This window comes from Enterobacter sp. WCHEn045836, from assembly GCF_003965585.1.
GTDB classification, from domain to species: Bacteria; Pseudomonadota; Gammaproteobacteria; order Enterobacterales; family Enterobacteriaceae; genus Enterobacter; species Enterobacter dissolvens.
Genome location: NZ_RXPT01000025.1, coordinates 53527 through 69909, shown reverse-complemented (window position 1 = coordinate 69909; position 16383 = coordinate 53527). Strand labels below are relative to the sequence as shown.

Below are 16383 nucleotides of genomic sequence, written 5' to 3'. Positions count from 1 at the left end.
TTACGCTGACCAGATCACTTCTGTTCTGAAAGCCGCTGGTGTGGAAACTGAAGTGTTCTTTGAAGTTGAAGCTGACCCAACCCTGAGCGTTGTTCGCAAAGGTGCCGAACTGGCTAACTCCTTCAAACCAGATGTGATTATCGCACTGGGTGGTGGTTCCCCAATGGACGCCGCGAAAATCATGTGGGTGATGTACGAGCATCCAGAAACCCACTTCGAAGAACTGGCGCTGCGCTTTATGGACATCCGTAAACGTATCTACAAGTTCCCGAAAATGGGTGTAAAAGCGAAAATGATCGCGGTAACCACCACTTCCGGTACAGGTTCAGAAGTTACACCGTTCGCAGTAGTAACAGATGACGCAACGGGTCAGAAATACCCACTGGCTGACTATGCACTGACTCCAGATATGGCCATCGTTGATGCCAACCTGGTGATGGATATGCCGAAATCACTGTGTGCATTCGGTGGTCTGGACGCCGTCACCCACGCCCTGGAAGCGTATGTTTCCGTACTGGCTTCTGAGTTCTCTGACGGTCAGGCTCTGCAAGCGCTGAAACTGCTGAAAGAAAACCTGCCAGCGTCTTACAACGAAGGGTCTAAAAACCCGGTCGCCCGTGAACGTGTCCACAGTGCGGCAACCATCGCCGGTATCGCGTTTGCGAACGCCTTCCTCGGGGTTTGCCACTCAATGGCTCACAAACTGGGTTCACAGTTCCACATTCCTCACGGTCTGGCGAACGCCCTGTTGATCAGCAACGTTATCCGTTATAACGCGAATGACAACCCAACCAAGCAGACTGCTTTCAGCCAGTACGACCGTCCGCAAGCACGTCGTCGTTACGCTGAAATCGCAGACCACCTGGGTCTGAGTGCACCGGGCGACCGTACTGCCGCGAAGATCGAGAAACTTCTGGCATGGCTGGAAAGCCTGAAGGCTGAACTGGGTATTCCAAAATCTATCCGCGAAGCGGGTGTTCAGGAAGCTGATTTCCTCGCACACGTTGATAAGCTGTCTGAAGATGCATTCGATGACCAGTGTACTGGTGCGAACCCGCGCTACCCACTGATCTCCGAGCTGAAACAGATCCTGCTGGATACCTTCTACGGACGTGAGTTCAAAGAAGGTGACGTTGCAGCTGTGAAAACAGAAGCACCAGCCATTAAAGTTGACAAAAAAGCGAAGAAAAGCGCCTGATTGACAACGTGATAAAAAACCCGCCACTGGCGGGTTTTTTTATGTCCGGATATCAGGCATTTTACGTGACCCGAAACACTACTTCCGGTTGTCGTGCTGTATCGCCGTCAGTGAGCCTACAGACAACGCTTCTTTATAATGCTTACGGCAGACCGACACATAACGTTCATTGCCTCCTATCACCACCTGCTCACCATCTGCATAGGGTTTTCCGGCTTGATCGAGCCGAAGCACCATACTGGCTTTGCGACCGCAAAAACAGATGGTTTTCAGTTCGACCAGTTTATCGGACCAGGCAAGCAAATACTGGCTACCGGCAAATAGCTCACCGCGGAAGTCCGTGCGCAATCCGTAGCAGAGAACGGGAATATCAAGTTCATCAACAACCTCAGAAAGCGCATGGACCTGTTCACGCGTCAGGAACTGGCTCTCATCTACCAGAACGCAATGAATGGGCTGGGAGGTATGCTCTGCACGAATATCCTGCAACAGGTCCGTTTGCGGGTTAAACAGTCTGGCCGGTGACGAAAGACCGATTCTGGAACTCACCTTACCGGCGCCAAAGCGATCGTCGATTTCAGCAGTGTAAACAACGGTACGCATCCCTCGTTCCTGATAATTGTAGGAGGATTGCAGTAACGCCGTGGATTTACCGGCATTCATTGCCGAATAGTAGAAATAAAGTTGTGCCATTGGCCGTCAAACCCTAATCAATGTGTAATATTCCCGATGAATCATTGTACCATATTTTGTCTGGTCATCAGCGATACACCACACAGTCTATGGGGTTCTCTACGGCGTTAACCGCAGGAAATTTACGAAAATAATGCGATAAAACAGGAGGTAAACTGATTCAGCAAGCGCAATATGTCTCGATCCCGCTAAAGATAACACTTCTTTTTATACTGGAATCACCGTTCATTAAAATTCACTATTTATTAACTATTTTTGCCTTTGCAACGCGGGCAAAAACTAATACAAAAGGCTGATATTTATCCGCTGCAACTATAATTCCTGCGGTAAATGTCACAAAAAAAAGATGCAACCGAACGGGTTAAGCAGCTAAGCGTGATAACAAGCGAGCCTGTCAGGTGATGAAATTTAAGTTAGCGTAATTAATAATAGCGGCCATAATTCCATATTTTTTGAATTCCTTACATTCCCACCTATTGCACAACTGAATTTATCGCTCTATTATTAGGACAACAAACCACCCCCCATTATAAGTTTGAGATTACTACAATGAGCGAAGCACTTAAAATTCTGAACAACATCCGTACTCTTCGTGCGCAGGCAAGAGAATGCACCCTGGAAACGCTTGAAGAAATGCTGGAAAAATTAGAAGTTGTAGTTAATGAACGTCGCGAAGAAGAAAGCGCTGCTGCTGCTGAAATCGAAGAGCGTACGCGTAAACTGCAGCAATATCGTGAAATGCTGATTGCTGATGGTATCGATCCAAATGAATTGCTGAACAGCATGGCTGCAGCTAAGACCGGTACTAAAGCAAAACGCGCTGCTCGTCCGGCTAAATATAGCTATGTAGACGAGAACGGCGAAACGAAAACCTGGACTGGCCAGGGTCGTACTCCTGCTGTTATCAAAAAAGCCATGGATGAGCAAGGTAAACAGCTGGACGACTTCCTGATCAAGGATTAATCCTAACGTATTCAGAAAAATCCCGCTTAATGCGGGATTTTTTTTACCCGCAATTTCCACAAACATCCCCTTACATGCCGTCATATTGGGACATAGCGCTATTTAATGTTCCTTACAGACCAGGGTTACAGCCGTGAGTTTTGGGCATAAAAAAACCGGTGGGCATCGCCTCACCGGTCTTGATCATTCGCGGACGGGGTTATTTTTTAATACCCACGCTTTCTTTCAACCAGGCTTTAAATTCTTCACCCAGTGAATTGTGGCGGATGCCATATTCAACAAAGGCCTGCATATAACCGAGTTTATTACCGCAGTCATGGCTCTTACCTTTCATATGGTAAGCTTCAACTGTCTCTTTCTCGATCAGCATATCGATGGCATCAGTCAGCTGGATCTCATCCCCTGCTCCTGGAGGCGTCTTCGCCAGCAGTGGCCAGATTTCTGCGCTCAGGACATAGCGACCAACTACCGCCAGATTAGACGGCGCGACATCGGCTTTAGGCTTCTCTACGACGCCCACCATTGGTACGCTTTCACCCGGTTCCAGATTAACGCCTTTGCAGTCAACCACACCGTAAGCGGTGACGTCGTCGACAGGCTCAACCATAATCTGGCTGCTACCCGTTTCGTCGAAGCGTTTGATCATCTCGGCCAGATTATCCTGAGAGAGGTCGGATTCGTATTCGTCCAGAATAACGTCTGGCAGAATGACCGCGACAGGCTCATTACCCACAACAGGATGTGCACACAGTACTGCGTGGCCCAGACCTTTAGCCAGCCCCTGACGTACCTGCATAATGGTGACGTGTGGAGGGCAAATAGACTGAACTTCTTCTAACAGCTGACGCTTAACACGTTTTTCCAGCATGGCTTCAAGTTCGAAACTGGTATCAAAATGGTTTTCGATAGAGTTTTTAGATGAATGCGTAACCAGCACAATTTCAGTGATGCCGGCTGCGATACATTCGTTTACGACATACTGAATTAATGGCTTATCAACCAGTGGCAGCATTTCTTTAGGAATTGCCTTAGTTGCTGGTAACATCCTGGTCCCCAATCCCGCTACCGGGATGACGGCCTTTCTGACTTTCGAATTTAGGGCAGCCATTCAAATTCTCCTGAGCTGTTCAAGTTTTGAACTTTTATGCATTAAATAACGCGTTGAGTATATCAGCCTCATCCCACAGTCCGGGTCTGAAAAGAACGCGTTGCCGATCAATTAGGATAAATACGCATGAATCTAGGCAGCGATAGTAGCACTCCCCGCAAAACACAGGTAAAGCAATCTTAAAATTAAAATCCAACTGCTTATTCCGTGGACAACATTAACCGCAACCGTCCCCCGGCGCCCCAAATTTGGCACTGCCAGGAGGAACAGCGATGGCTAATTTGATTAAGATAAGCCGTACCCAATGTACCCAGCGGCACACCGTTGCTAACCTGAATATGATGTTCCCCGGTATTCAGTGAGGCGTTCAGACCTGCTGACACGAGGATAAGATTTTTCAATCCACTGTGGTAATAACCTACCAACAGGGGAAATTGTCCTGGTAAATTGGCCTGGCGAAAAAGCTGGTTAACTTGTTTCAGCAAACTGCCTAACTCAGGAAGCCGTTGCCCCTGATGCGATAACTGCTCCTGCAACAGACCGTTAAATAGCGCACGAAGTAATAACGCCGCTAATACACCATTATCGCCTGCACGGGTGACATCCAGGGAATAAAACGCAAGATCCGAATCCGACAGTGGCGCAATATCCAACACCAGTCCGGGCTGGTCAGCAGCCACCAGCTGACGATAATTTATTCGACAATGTGAAAAAGTTTGTTGTACCGGTGGCTGAAGTTCCTGCAACAGCTTCGCCGCGGCAGGCGGATCACTGACCAGTGCATCCCAGTCCTGGAAAAGGCGCTCCTCTTCCTCAACGCGGGAATTAAACATATTCGGATAAAGGCATGCCAGCACCGTTTCACGCAACCGGTTCAGATCTTTTACTGGTTTCAGCAGAATATCCTGCACCCCCAGACGCAATGCTTTGGCAATATCCGCCATATTTTCCGTCGCGGAGATCACCAGAATGGGGGTCTGGTTACCCTCATTACGCAGATGTTCAACCAGCTTCAGGCCATTCATCCGCGGCATTGCGATATCACAGATCATCAGATCGGGCGTGATACTGACCATTTTTTCCAGCGCGTCGACACCATCTTCAGCCAGGGCAGTGGTTGCCCCCAGCGAGGATAACCACGAATCCAGTAGCGATCGGAAAACGGGCTCGTCTTCAACAATCAAAATGTGTTTTCCGGCCAATGGCTGCGTCATGGTTCCTCCCCTGGCTGACAGTTACTAAATAGTGGCATGCTATCGGCACTATCGCCTGTCAGATTTTGCTGAAGTAGTCAAAAAAAGGTACTTAACGTGCTGTTCGCACAAAGGGCAATAATTCGTCCATTTTCTTTTCGACGGCTAAAGATCCCGCTGCGATGGCGGCCTCAGCCCGATGGAAATCAAGGGTAGAGATTTGTGGACAATAGGGTTGAATCAGAATATCCGGTGGGTCGCCCGCCATACGGTTACGTTTCAGGCGGTTTTCAAGCACCTGGATGGACGTCGTCATGATCTCAATTGCCGTCGGCGCGGTTACCGAGCGGCGTGCAGCCATACGACCAATGCGACCGCGTAAGCGTTCATGCCAGGCCAGTTTCTCGCCCTCAGCATCTTCACTTTGCAGATTGACAGGCATGAGGTCTTGTTGCATCAGGTGAGCGTCGTGCTGTAAATCGACGGCAATCACAATATCAGCCCCCATCGCACGTGTCAGAGAGATTGGCACCGGGTTAACGACCCCGCCATCAACGAGCCAATAGCCGTTATGCGGGACTGGTGCCATTAGCCCCGGCATGCTGCAGGAGGCACGAACGGCAAGGTGGATATCCCCTTCGGTCAGCCAAAGCTCACGCCCCGTACTGAGATTCGTCGCCACGGCGCCGAAAGGCATCTGACAGTCGTTGAAATCCTGGAGAGGCATAATCTGACGGAACTGGTTAAAGACGCGTTCACCGCGAAGCAACCCGCCACGCTGCCAGGAAAGGTCCATCAGGCGCAGCACGTCCCAATAGCTGAAGGATCGCACCCATGTTTCGAGTTCCGGCAGTTTTCCACACGCATAGGCGGACCCCACCAGCGATCCAATCGAGCACCCTGCAACAATATCGACATCGACGCCCATCTGGTTTAAGGCATTTATCACGCCGATATGTGACCATCCGCGGGCTGCACCTGAGCCCAGCGCCAGTCCAATTTTAACCTTTCTCATTAGCCCTGTTTTACTTCCCCTGGATTCCCGACATAGCGTCGACGCAACAGCTCAGTTAACATGGTGCTACCCGAAGCGTTTTACGCCCTTAATTTTTTGTTCCAGGAAGAGAATCGTGTCTCAACTCTGCCCCTGTGGTAGCGCTCTGGAGTATAGCCTATGTTGCCAGCGATATCTTTCTGGCGATCAGGTTGCACCAGACCCATCACACCTTATGCGTTCACGTTATACCGCTTTTGTGATCAAAGACGCAGACTACCTGATTAAAACCTGGCACCCCACCTGCCAGGCCGCCGGTTTCAGACAGGAGATCGAAGCCGGGTTCGCCAATACCCAGTGGTTCGGTCTTACGGTTTATGAATCCGCACCCGGCAGTCACGACAACGAAGGTTACGTCAGCTTTGTCGCCCGGTTTACTGAACACAATAAATCTGGCGCGATTATCGAGCGTTCCCGATTCTTAAAGGAAAGCGGGCAATGGTATTATATTGACGGAACGCGCCCACAGTTTGGTCGTAACGATCCCTGCCCTTGTGGTTCAGGTAAAAAATTTAAAAAGTGTTGCGGGCAGTAACGCCCGACAACCGAGACTTCGCAAATACTCAAACAGGATTTCCCGGCGATGCAATCACTACAACGTAAAGTTCTGCGCACCATCTGTCCCGATCAAAAAGGGCTGATCGCACGAATTACCAACATCTGTTACAAACATGAACTGAATATCGTGCAGAACAACGAATTCGTTGACCACCGTACCGGTCGTTTCTTTATGCGTACCGAACTGGAAGGTATTTTCAACGACACCACTCTGCTTGCCGATCTGGACAGCGCGCTGCCAGAGGGCTCCGTGCGCGAGTTGACGCCTGCGGGACGTCGTCGCATCGTGATTCTGGTGACCAAAGAAGCGCACTGCCTGGGCGATCTGCTGATGAAAGCAAACTACGGCGGTCTGGATGTCGAAATCGCCGCCGTTATCGGTAACCACGAGACGCTGCGTACGCTGGTTGAACGTTTTGATATTCCGTTCGAGCTGGTGAGCCATGAAGGCCATACGCGTGAAGAGCACGACAACCTGATGGCTCAGGCGATTGAAGCGCACAACCCGGACTACGTTGTCCTGGCGAAATACATGCGCGTGTTAACGCCCTCCTTCGTGGCACGTTTTCCGAACAAGATAATCAACATTCACCACTCCTTCCTGCCCGCCTTTATTGGTGCGCGTCCCTACCATCAGGCCTATGAACGTGGCGTGAAGATCATCGGCGCAACGGCGCACTATGTGAATGACAATCTGGATGAAGGCCCGATCATTATGCAGGACGTGATTCATGTGGATCACACCTACACGGCGGAAGATATGATGCGTGCCGGACGTGATGTCGAGAAGAACGTTCTGAGCCGTGCACTGTATCAGGTGCTGGCGCAGCGCGTATTCGTTTACGGTAACAGAACGATCATTCTTTAATCGACTGAGAAATGAATTGGTTAGCTTTACAGCTTTGCGCGTAAAAATCAGGCAACCAGTTTATTTTTCTTGTGCTAACGCTTTACAGGGGCGTGTCATTTGATATGATGCGCCCCGCTTCCAGCAGGAAGCAGGCCAGTAAAAGCATTATCCCGTGGTGGGGTTCCCGAGCGGCCAAAGGGAGCAGACTGTAAATCTGCCGTCATCGACTTCGAAGGTTCGAATCCTTCCCCCACCACCATTTCTCAGCAAGACCTCAAAATTTGAATTACCCCTGGTGGGGTTCCCGAGCGGCCAAAGGGAGCAGACTGTAAATCTGCCGTCATCGACTTCGAAGGTTCGAATCCTTCCCCCACCACCATGAATTCAAAAAAATCATAACAAAACCAAACTGAGCACACTTTCGTAGGCCGGGTAAAGCGCAGTCGCCATCCGGCGACAGACGACTACATCGGCGGCAAGCGTCGCTTCACCGGCGAGCTCTTCACGATTGACGTATTACACTGGGCATGCTCCGACAGACCATCCAGCAACACATCCAGTTGCTCAATTGACCGCACCGCTAACCGGATAACAAAACAGTCTTCACCAGTCACTTTGTCGCTCTCTATGCACTCCGGCATCGCCTGAATGTACTTATCCACTTTATGTAACAATCCTGGCAACGGGCGAACCCGCACCAGTGCCTGCAGCGTATAGCCTAACGCCGCCAGATTCACCCGTGCACCATACCCCTGAATCACACCACGCTCTTCCAGCCTTTTCAGGCGTTCTGCCGTGCTGGGCGAGGTCAGACCGATACGGCCGCTGAGTACCTTGAGCGACATACGCGCATCTTCCACCAGACAAGCCAAAATTTGCCGATCGATATCATCGAGAAGGTATTCCATCGTTTTCACCTAATTTTAAAAAGCCATTCGCGTATTTAACCTTATCTCAACCCTGTAAAACCCGACAGCGATTTTCGACAATAGCGTCATCAACCAGGAGGTGAATGATGCGTGACTTACATAAAGGCGTCTGGCAAATGAGCCTGGCGATGTTAATTTCCGGCTCGATTGGCGCGTTTGTTTTACTCTCCGGACTGCCAGTGTCAGAAGTGGTTTTCTGGCGCTGTTTGATAGGCGCGATCGCACTGTTCATTTTCATTCGAATGAGCCAAAAGCCCTTTAGTCCCCTCACCCGCACCTCTCTGCTGTTGGCTATTCTGGGTGGGGTAGCATTAGTGGTGAACTGGCTGCTGCTGTTCGCGGCCTATGAACGTATTTCGATTGGCCTTTCCACCGTGGTGTATAACACTCAGCCCTTTATGCTGGTGATGATGGGTATGTTTTTAGGCGAACGCGTCAGTCTGGTCAAATGGGGCTGGCTGCTTCTCGCCTTTGGTGGGGTGGTGATTTTACTCTCCAGCGAACTCTCCGGCACGCATGGCTCTGGCTGGCTCGCGGGGATTGGTCTGGCACTGGGTGCGGCCTTCTTCTACGCGTTGACGGCGATTATTGCCCGCAAACTGAAATCCATCGCACCACAGCATATAGCCTTTATTCAGGTGCTGACAGGCGTGGTAATGCTACTGCCGTTTGCCCATATGCCCGCCTTGTCCGCTGATTTTCCGTGGCCAATTTTACTGACGCTGGGCATTGTCCATACCGGTATCATGTATCAGCTGCTGTATAGCGCCATCCAAAAACTTCCGACGCCCATTACCGGTTCACTGTCCTTTATCTATCCGGTAGTGGCGATCGTTGTCGATAATGTGGTCTTCGGGCATTCGCTGGATATTACCCAACTGGCGGGCGGCGCGCTGATCCTGTTTGCTGCGGCAGGCAATAACCTGGGCTGGGGCGAAAAAAAACCCCGCGAATGCGGGGTTAGAGTCAAAACGACAAATTAGCGACGGGCACGCACAATCTGGTATTTGCGCGTCAGGTACTCCACCGGCGCGCTCCAGATGTGCACCAGACGAGAGAACGGGAACAGCACAAACAGGGTCATACCCAGCACCAGGTGCAGGCGGAAGATAAACGCCACCCCGTCCAGATGTTCAGATGCACCACCGTGGAAGGTCACTACGGACTGCGCCCATCCCACCAGCTTCATCATCTCGCTGCCGTCCATATGCTGCGCCGAGAATGGAATGGTCAGCAGACCCAGTGCGCACTGAACCATTAACAGGGAGAGGATCAGGATATCCGCCGTGGTCGTAGTAGCCCGCACGCGCGGGCTGAACAGACGGCGTTTCAGCAGCAGCAGACCACCCACCAGGGTCATCACGCCGCAAGCGCCACCGGCGATCATCGCCATCTTCTGCTTCACTTCGATGGGCAGCCACGCTTCATACATCCAGTGTGGCGTCAGCATCCCCAGGAAGTGACCGGCAAAAATCCCCAGAATACCGATGTGGAACAGGTTAGACGCAACGTGCATCCCTTTGCGATCCAGCATCTGGCTGGAGGCAGCACGCCAGGTGTACTGGCCATAGTCATAACGCAGCCAGCTTCCCACCAGGAACACGGTGCCCGCGATATACGGGTAAATGTCAAAGAAGAACATATTCAGGAAGTGCATTAGTGCCGTCCTCCGTTAGAGATATTCAAATATTGCGGGGCAACCGCGCCGGCAAAACGGCGCTGGTGAGCCGAAATTTCAGATTCGCCGCAGCTCTGGTCAGCAAAGAATTTCACCTGCTCTTCTTCCCAGACCGCATCCAGCGCCTGTGGCGTGTCATCGCGGGCTTCGTCCGCAATTTTCTCCGCCACTTTTTCACTGTCGACCGAGGCATTCGCCAGCTTCACCAGCACCCCGAACAGCGCCGCATAGCGGCTCTCGCGCTGCTGAAGACGGGCGCTGAGCAACGCCAGAATCGGCGCGATGTCCTGCAGACCACCCAGCGCCTCTTCTTTTGGCAACTGCGCCAGATACTCCAGGTACAGCGGCAGATGATCCGGCAGCTCGCGACTGTCGAGCTGCAGGCCGTGCTGCTCGTACTGGGCCATCAGATCCACCATTGCCTGCCCCCGATCGCGGGATTCACCGTGTACATGTTCAAACAGCAGCAGCGAGGTTGCGCGACCGCGATCAAACAGCTGGCTGTAATCCGCCTGCGCATCGAGAAGATCGCGCGCTAACAGGTCGCGGAGGAAAACGCCCAGTGTCTGGGCATCTTCTTTATCCAGGTTTTCAGAGGACGCGAGCGCATCAAAGAGTTCCTGCTGATGCTGCGCCAGCGCGGCATCCGGGTACTCCAGCAGACGCGAAATAATCACGAGTTCAATCATGGGTGCGGCTCCGTTTTGCTGGTCACATCCATGGCATCGATGCGGCGGCTGTTGAACAGGTTGAATTTGCTGTCAGACCCGTGGCAACCGTCGCCAAAGCTAAAGCCACAACCGTTTTTCTCCGGGAAGGCTTCGCGCGCCAGCTCACGGTGGCTGCTTGGTACCACGAAACGGTCTTCGTAGTTGGCAATGGCCAGGTAGCGGTACATCTCCTGCGCCTGCGCTTCGGTCAGGCCGACCTCTTCCAGCGCACGGATGTCGGTCACGCCGTCCACGGTTTCCGCACGTTTGAAGTGGCGCATCGCCAGCATACGTTTCAGCGCCAGCAGCACCGGCTGGGTATCGCCTGCGGTCAGCAGGTTTGCCAGGTACTGAACCGGGATTCGCAGGCTCTCCACGTCCGGCAGAATGCCGTTGCTGCCCAGCTCGCCTGCATCCGCGGCTGACTGAATTGGCGACAGAGGCGGCACGTACCAGACCATCGGCAGCGTGCGGTATTCCGGATGCAGCGGCAACGCCAGCTTCCAGTCCATCGCCATTTTGTAGACCGGAGACTGCTGCGCGGCATCGATGACGCTTTGCGGAATACCGTCTTTCAGCGCCTGTTCAATCACTTTCGGATCGTTCGGGTCAAGGAATACGTCCAGCTGACGCTGATACAGATCTTTCTCGTTCTCGGTGCTCGCGGCATTTTCAATCGCGTCCGCGTCATACAGCAGCACGCCGAGGTAACGAATACGGCCTACGCAGCTCTCGGAGCAGACAGTCGGCATCCCGGCTTCGATACGCGGGTAGCAGAAGATGCACTTCTCAGACTTACCGCTCTTCCAGTTAAAGTAGATTTTTTTGTACGGGCAGCCGGTGATGCACATACGCCAGCCGCGGCACTTGTCCTGGTCGATCAGGACGATGCCATCCTCTTCACGTTTGTAGATGGCACCGCTCGGGCAGGTCGCCACGCATGCCGGGTTGAGGCAGTGCTCGCACAGGCGCGGCAGATACATCATGAAGGTGTTTTCGAACTGGCCGTACATCGCCTTCTGCATGTTTTCGAAGTTCTGGTCTTTGGCGCGTTTTTCGAATTCGCCGCCCAGAATTTCTTCCCAGTTTGGACCGCTGGTAATTTTGTCCATGCGCTGACCGGTGATCAGCGAGCGAGGACGGGCAATCGGCTGGTGCTTACTTTCCGGCGCGTTATGCAGGTTCTGGTAGTCGTAGTCAAACGGCTCGTAATAATCTTCGATACCCGGCAGATGCGGGTTGGCGAAGATTTTACCCAGCAGCATCGCACGGTTACCCATGCGCGGCTGCAGCTTACCGTTGATTTTACGGATCCAGCCACCCTTCCACTTCTCCTGGTTTTCCCAGTCGGTCGGGAAGCCGGTACCCGGCTTGCTTTCCACGTTGTTGAACCAGGCGTATTCCATCCCTTCGCGGCTGGTCCAGACGTTCTTACAGGTGACTGAGCAGGTATGACAGCCGATGCATTTATCCAGATTCAGTACCATGCCGACTTGTGAACGAATTTTCATTTTACGCTCTCCTGTACCTGGTCATTACCTTCGCCGTCTAACCAGTTAATATTTTTCATCTTACGTACCACCACGAACTCATCGCGGTTAGACCCTACCGTGCCGTAGTAGTTAAAGCCGTAGGCCAGCTGTGCATAGCCACCGATCATGTGCGTCGGCTTCGGCGTAATACGGGTCACGGAGTTGTGAATACCGCCGCGCTGCTCGGTGATCTCTGAACCCGGCAGGTTCACGATACGTTCCTGCGCGTGGTACATCATGGTCATCCCGGCCGGTACGCGCTGGCTCACCACCGCACGCGCCGTCAGGGCGCCGTTGCTGTTGAACACTTCGATCCAGTCGTTATCTTCAATACCCAGATCTTTGGCGTCCGCTTCACTCATCCAGACAATCGGGCCACCGCGCGACAGGGTCAGCATCAGCAGGTTGTCGCTGTAAGTGGAGTGGATACCCCATTTCTGGTGTGGCGTCAGGAAGTTCAGCGCCTTCTCCGGGTTACCGTTCGATTTCGCGCCCATTACCGCTTTCACGGAGCGGGTGTCGATTGGCGGACGGTAAACCAGCAGGCTTTCACCGAAGTCACGCATCCACTGGTGATCCTGATACAGCGACTGACGACCGGACAGAGTACGCCATGGGATCAGCTCGTGAACGTTGGTATACCCGGCGTTATAAGAGACATGTTCATCTTCCAGGCCAGACCAGGTCGGGCTGGAGATAATTTTGCGCGGCTGCGCCTGAATATCGCGGAAGCGGATTTTTTCGTCTTCTTTGTTGAGCGCCAGATGCGTGTGGTCGCGACCGGTAAATTCGCTCAGCGCTTTCCAGGCCTTCACGGCAACCTGGCCGTTGGTTTCCGGCGCCAGGGTCAGGATCATCTCTGCCGCATCAATCGCCGTGTTCAGCATTGGCTGGCCTTTGGCCGGGCCGTCCGCTTTGGTGTAATTGAGCTTGCGCAGCAGATCCATTTCGCTCTGGGTGTTCCAGGCAATCCCTTTCCCGCCGTTACCGATTTTTTCCATCAGCGGGCCGACAGAGGTAAAGCGCTCGTAGGTCGCCGGGTAGTCACGTTCCACCGGTAAAATGTGCGGTGCCGTTACGCCCGGGATCAGGTCACACTCGCCTTTTTTCCAGTCCTTCACATCCAGCGGCTGCGCCAGTTCGGCGGCGGAGTCGTGCTGGATAGGCAGCGTCACCACGTCGGTCTCTTTGCCCAGGTGCCCTACGCAGACTTCAGAGAATTTCTTCGCGATGTCTTTGTAGATATCCCAGTCGCTTTTTGATTCCCACGCCGGGTCAACGGCCGCAGACAGCGGATGAATAAACGGATGCATATCCGAGGTATTCATGTCGTCTTTTTCGTACCAGGTGGCGGTAGGCAGCACGATATCGGAGTACAGGCAGGTACTGGAGAGACGGAAGTCGAGGGTCACCACCAGATCCAGCTTGCCGTCGAGGCCGTTGTCTTTCCACTCTACTTCTTCCGGCTTCACGCCACCCTGCTTGCCAAGATCTTTACCCTGGATACCGTTTTCGGTACCGAGCAGGTATTTCAGCATGTACTCGTGGCCTTTACCGGACGAGCCCAGGAGGTTGGAGCGCCAGATAAACAGGTTACGCGGATGGTTTTTACCGTTTTCCGGCTGCTCTGCCGCAAAACGGATTGAACCGTCTTTCAGGGATTTAACGGTGTAATCCACCGGCGACATCCCCGCTTTCTTCGCCTCTTCTGCAATGCGCAGCGGGTTTGTACCCAGCTGAGGCGCGGACGGCAGCCAGCCCATGCGTTCAGCGCGGACGTTGAAGTCGATCAGGTGGCCGCTGTAGCGGGATTTATCCGCCATCGGCGACAGCAGCTCCTGCGCGGTAACCGTCTCGTAGCGCCACTGGCTGGAGTGGTTATAGAAGTAAGAGGTGCTGTTCATATGACGCGCCGGACGCTGCCAGTCGAGGGCAAACGCCAGCGGCTGCCAGCCGGTCTGCGGACGCAGTTTTTCCTGGCCCACGTAGTGCGCCCAGCCGCCACCGCTCTGACCGACACAGCCGCAGAAGATCAGCATATTGATCAGGCCACGGTAGTTCATATCGAGGTGATACCAGTGGTTCAGACCGGCACCGACGATAATCATCGAGCGACCATGGGTCTTATCGGCGTTTTCTGCGAATTCACGGGCGATACGGGTGATCTGCGCACGCGGTACGCCGGTGATCTGCTCCGCCCATGCTGGGGTGTACGCCTTCACATCGTCATAGTTGGTCGCGCAGTTTTCATCGTTCAGACCGCGCTCCAGACCGTAGTTGGCCAGCGTCAGGTCATACACGGTGGTCACCAGGGCGCTGGAGCCGTCGGCCAGCTGCAGGCGTTTCACCGGCAGTTTGTGCATCAGGACGTTCTGTAGCTCAACCTTGTTGAAATGTTCAGAACCTTCGCCGCCGAAGTACGGGAAGCCCACTTCGGCGATCTCATCCTGGCTGCCCAGCATGCTCAGACGCAGCTCGGTCTCTTCGCCAGTTGTACCGTTACGTTGTTCAAGGTTCCATTTGCCCTTCTCACCCCAGCGGAAGCCGATTGAACCGTTTGGCACCACCAGTTCGCCGTTGCTGTTATACGCGACGGTTTTCCACTCAGGGTTGTTTTCCTGGCCCAGCGCGTCCACCAGATCGGCAGCACGCAGCGTACGGCCCGCGGCATAATAACCGTCGCGCTCTTCCAGCATCACCAGCATTGGCATGTCGGTATAACGACGCACGTAATCGGTGAAGTACTGGCTTGGTTTATCGAGGTGGAATTCACGCAGCATGACGTGGCCCATCGCCAGCGCCATCGCCGAGTCAGTACCCTGTTTAGGCGCCAGCCACAGATCACACAGCTTGGCAATTTCGGCGTAGTCCGGGGTCACCGCAACGGTTTTGGTGCCTTTGTAACGGACTTCAGTAAAGAAGTGCGCGTCCGGGGTACGGGTCTGCGGTACGTTTGAGCCCCAGGCGATAATGTAGCTGGAGTTATACCAGTCTGCGGACTCCGGCACGTCGGTCTGCTCACCCCAGGTCTGTGGAGACGCTGGCGGCAGGTCGCAGTACCAGTCGTAGAAGCTCAGACAGGTTCCCCCAATCAGGGAAAGATAGCGCGCACCGGAAGCGTAAGAGACCATCGACATCGCCGGGATCGGCGAGAAGCCTGCCACACGGTCAGGACCGTAGGTTTTGACGGTATAGACGTTAGAGGCGGCAATCAGCTCATTCACCTCTTTCCAGGAGGAGCGAACAAAACCACCGCGGCCACGCGCCTGCTTGAAGCTTTTCGCTTTGTCGGCGTCTTCGATGATGGATGCCCACGCCTCTACCGGATCGCTGTGCTGCACCTTCGCTTCACGCCACATTTTCATCAGGCGCTTGCGCATCAGAGGATATTTAAGACGGTTCGCACTGTAGAGATACCAGGAGTAGCTGGCACCACGCGGGCAGCCACGTGGTTCATGGTTCGGCATATCCGGGCGGGTGCGCGGATAGTCGGTCTGCTGCATTTCCCAGGTCACCAGACCGTTTTTAACGAAAATCTTCCAGCTACACGAGCCAGTGCAGTTCACGCCGTGGGTCGAACGGACGACTTTGTCATGCTGCCAGCGCTGGCGGTAACCGTCTTCCCAGTCCCGGTTGGTATCCAGAACCTGGCCGTGCCCATCGGCAAAAGTTTCACCCTTCTGTTTGAAGTAGCGAAACCGGTCCAAAAATTTGCTCATCGGGTATCTCCTGTGTGGAGCCTGTGGCTCTCTAAATCGACATTGCTGATTTGCAGCGAAAGTAACGTCCTGTAAGAGAGGGAGAATTGATAACGATCAAGACGGAGGGGGACTATGAAGTGAGGTGTTATAACGAATACCACCAAAGCGGTAGCATTTTTATTTTTATATCATGATGATTTTTAAAGGTATTTTTTA

Annotated in this window: 14 protein-coding genes and 2 tRNA genes; 7 read left to right on the top strand and 9 right to left on the bottom strand. The window is 53.3% G+C overall.

Going from position 1 to position 16383, the window contains the following annotated elements; all coding sequences use genetic code 11:
* The coding region (locus EKN38_RS23645; RefSeq protein WP_126522915.1) for an iron-containing alcohol dehydrogenase at positions 1-1198 on the top strand (1198 nt) is incomplete at its 5' end.
* A 78-nt stretch (positions 1199-1276) separates the two neighbouring features.
* Here the strand turns inward: EKN38_RS23645 and tdk are convergent.
* The gene (gene tdk, locus EKN38_RS23640) at positions 1277-1891 is read right to left on the bottom strand and encodes a thymidine kinase (protein WP_014832251.1); all 615 of its coding nucleotides are present in this window, start codon (positions 1889-1891) and stop codon (positions 1277-1279) included.
* Between the two features lie 549 nt (positions 1892-2440).
* On the opposite strand from tdk, the gene hns reads away from it, so the two are divergent.
* Entirely contained in the window at positions 2441-2854 is a 414-nt protein-coding gene (hns, locus tag EKN38_RS23635; protein ID WP_008502781.1) for a histone-like nucleoid-structuring protein H-NS, read from the top strand.
* Positions 2855-3053: 199 nt separating this feature from the next.
* Here hns and galU read toward each other — a convergent pair whose 3' ends face one another.
* From galU to rssA, 3 genes are all read right to left on the bottom strand, one after another.
* Positions 3054-3962, bottom strand: a complete 909-nt coding sequence (gene galU / locus EKN38_RS23630) for a UTP--glucose-1-phosphate uridylyltransferase GalU (RefSeq protein WP_014832252.1) — start codon at positions 3960-3962, stop codon at positions 3054-3056.
* A gap of 200 nt (positions 3963-4162) precedes the next feature.
* Positions 4163-5176 (bottom strand): two-component system response regulator RssB, encoded by a 1014-nt coding sequence (gene rssB, locus EKN38_RS23625; protein WP_014832253.1) that lies wholly within the window; start codon positions 5174-5176, stop codon positions 4163-4165.
* A 91-nt stretch (positions 5177-5267) separates the two neighbouring features.
* On the bottom strand, positions 5268-6170 hold the full coding sequence (gene rssA / locus EKN38_RS23620; RefSeq protein ID WP_014832254.1) for a patatin-like phospholipase RssA: 903 nt from the start codon (positions 6168-6170) through the stop codon (positions 5268-5270).
* Between the two features lie 115 nt (positions 6171-6285).
* Here rssA and EKN38_RS23615 point away from each other — a divergent pair, with 115 nt between their 5' ends.
* From EKN38_RS23615 to EKN38_RS23600, 4 genes are all read left to right on the top strand, one after another.
* The gene (locus EKN38_RS23615; protein WP_014832255.1) at positions 6286-6744 is read left to right on the top strand and encodes a YchJ family protein; all 459 of its coding nucleotides are present in this window, start codon (positions 6286-6288) and stop codon (positions 6742-6744) included.
* 48 nt (positions 6745-6792) lie between these two features.
* A complete protein-coding gene (gene purU, locus EKN38_RS23610) occupies positions 6793-7635 on the top strand; it encodes a formyltetrahydrofolate deformylase (protein ID WP_014832256.1) in 843 nt (280 codons plus the stop codon).
* Positions 7636-7791: 156 nt separating this feature from the next.
* Positions 7792-7876 (top strand) — tRNA-Tyr (locus EKN38_RS23605).
* A 35-nt stretch (positions 7877-7911) separates the two neighbouring features.
* Positions 7912-7996 (top strand) — tRNA-Tyr (locus tag EKN38_RS23600).
* A gap of 85 nt (positions 7997-8081) precedes the next feature.
* On the opposite strand, the gene EKN38_RS23595 is transcribed toward EKN38_RS23600, so the two are convergent.
* Entirely contained in the window at positions 8082-8525 is a 444-nt protein-coding gene (locus tag EKN38_RS23595; protein ID WP_014832257.1) for an Lrp/AsnC family transcriptional regulator, read from the bottom strand.
* Between the two features lie 107 nt (positions 8526-8632).
* Between EKN38_RS23595 and EKN38_RS23590 the strand changes: the two genes are divergently transcribed.
* Complete coding sequence (locus EKN38_RS23590) at positions 8633-9529, top strand: DMT family transporter (protein ID WP_014832258.1); 897 nt, start codon at positions 8633-8635, stop codon at positions 9527-9529.
* Here EKN38_RS23590 and narI read toward each other — a convergent pair.
* The 4 genes from narI to EKN38_RS23570 are packed head-to-tail and all read right to left on the bottom strand — an operon-like array spanning position 9526 to position 16185.
* On the bottom strand, positions 9526-10203 hold the full coding sequence (narI, locus tag EKN38_RS23585; RefSeq protein ID WP_013096259.1) for a respiratory nitrate reductase subunit gamma: 678 nt from the start codon (positions 10201-10203) through the stop codon (positions 9526-9528). The two genes, EKN38_RS23590 and narI, sit on opposite strands and share 4 nt — an antisense overlap.
* The gene (gene narJ, locus EKN38_RS23580) at positions 10203-10913 is read right to left on the bottom strand and encodes a nitrate reductase molybdenum cofactor assembly chaperone (protein ID WP_014832259.1); all 711 of its coding nucleotides are present in this window, start codon (positions 10911-10913) and stop codon (positions 10203-10205) included. Before narJ ends, narI begins: the two co-directional genes overlap by 1 nt.
* Complete coding sequence (gene narH / locus EKN38_RS23575) at positions 10910-12445, bottom strand: nitrate reductase subunit beta (protein ID WP_014832260.1); 1536 nt, start codon at positions 12443-12445, stop codon at positions 10910-10912. Before narH ends, narJ begins: the two co-directional genes overlap by 4 nt.
* Positions 12442-16185, bottom strand: a complete 3744-nt coding sequence (locus EKN38_RS23570; RefSeq protein ID WP_014832261.1) for a nitrate reductase subunit alpha — start codon at positions 16183-16185, stop codon at positions 12442-12444. Before EKN38_RS23570 ends, narH begins: the two co-directional genes overlap by 4 nt.
* Between the last annotated feature and the right edge of the window lie 198 nt (positions 16186-16383).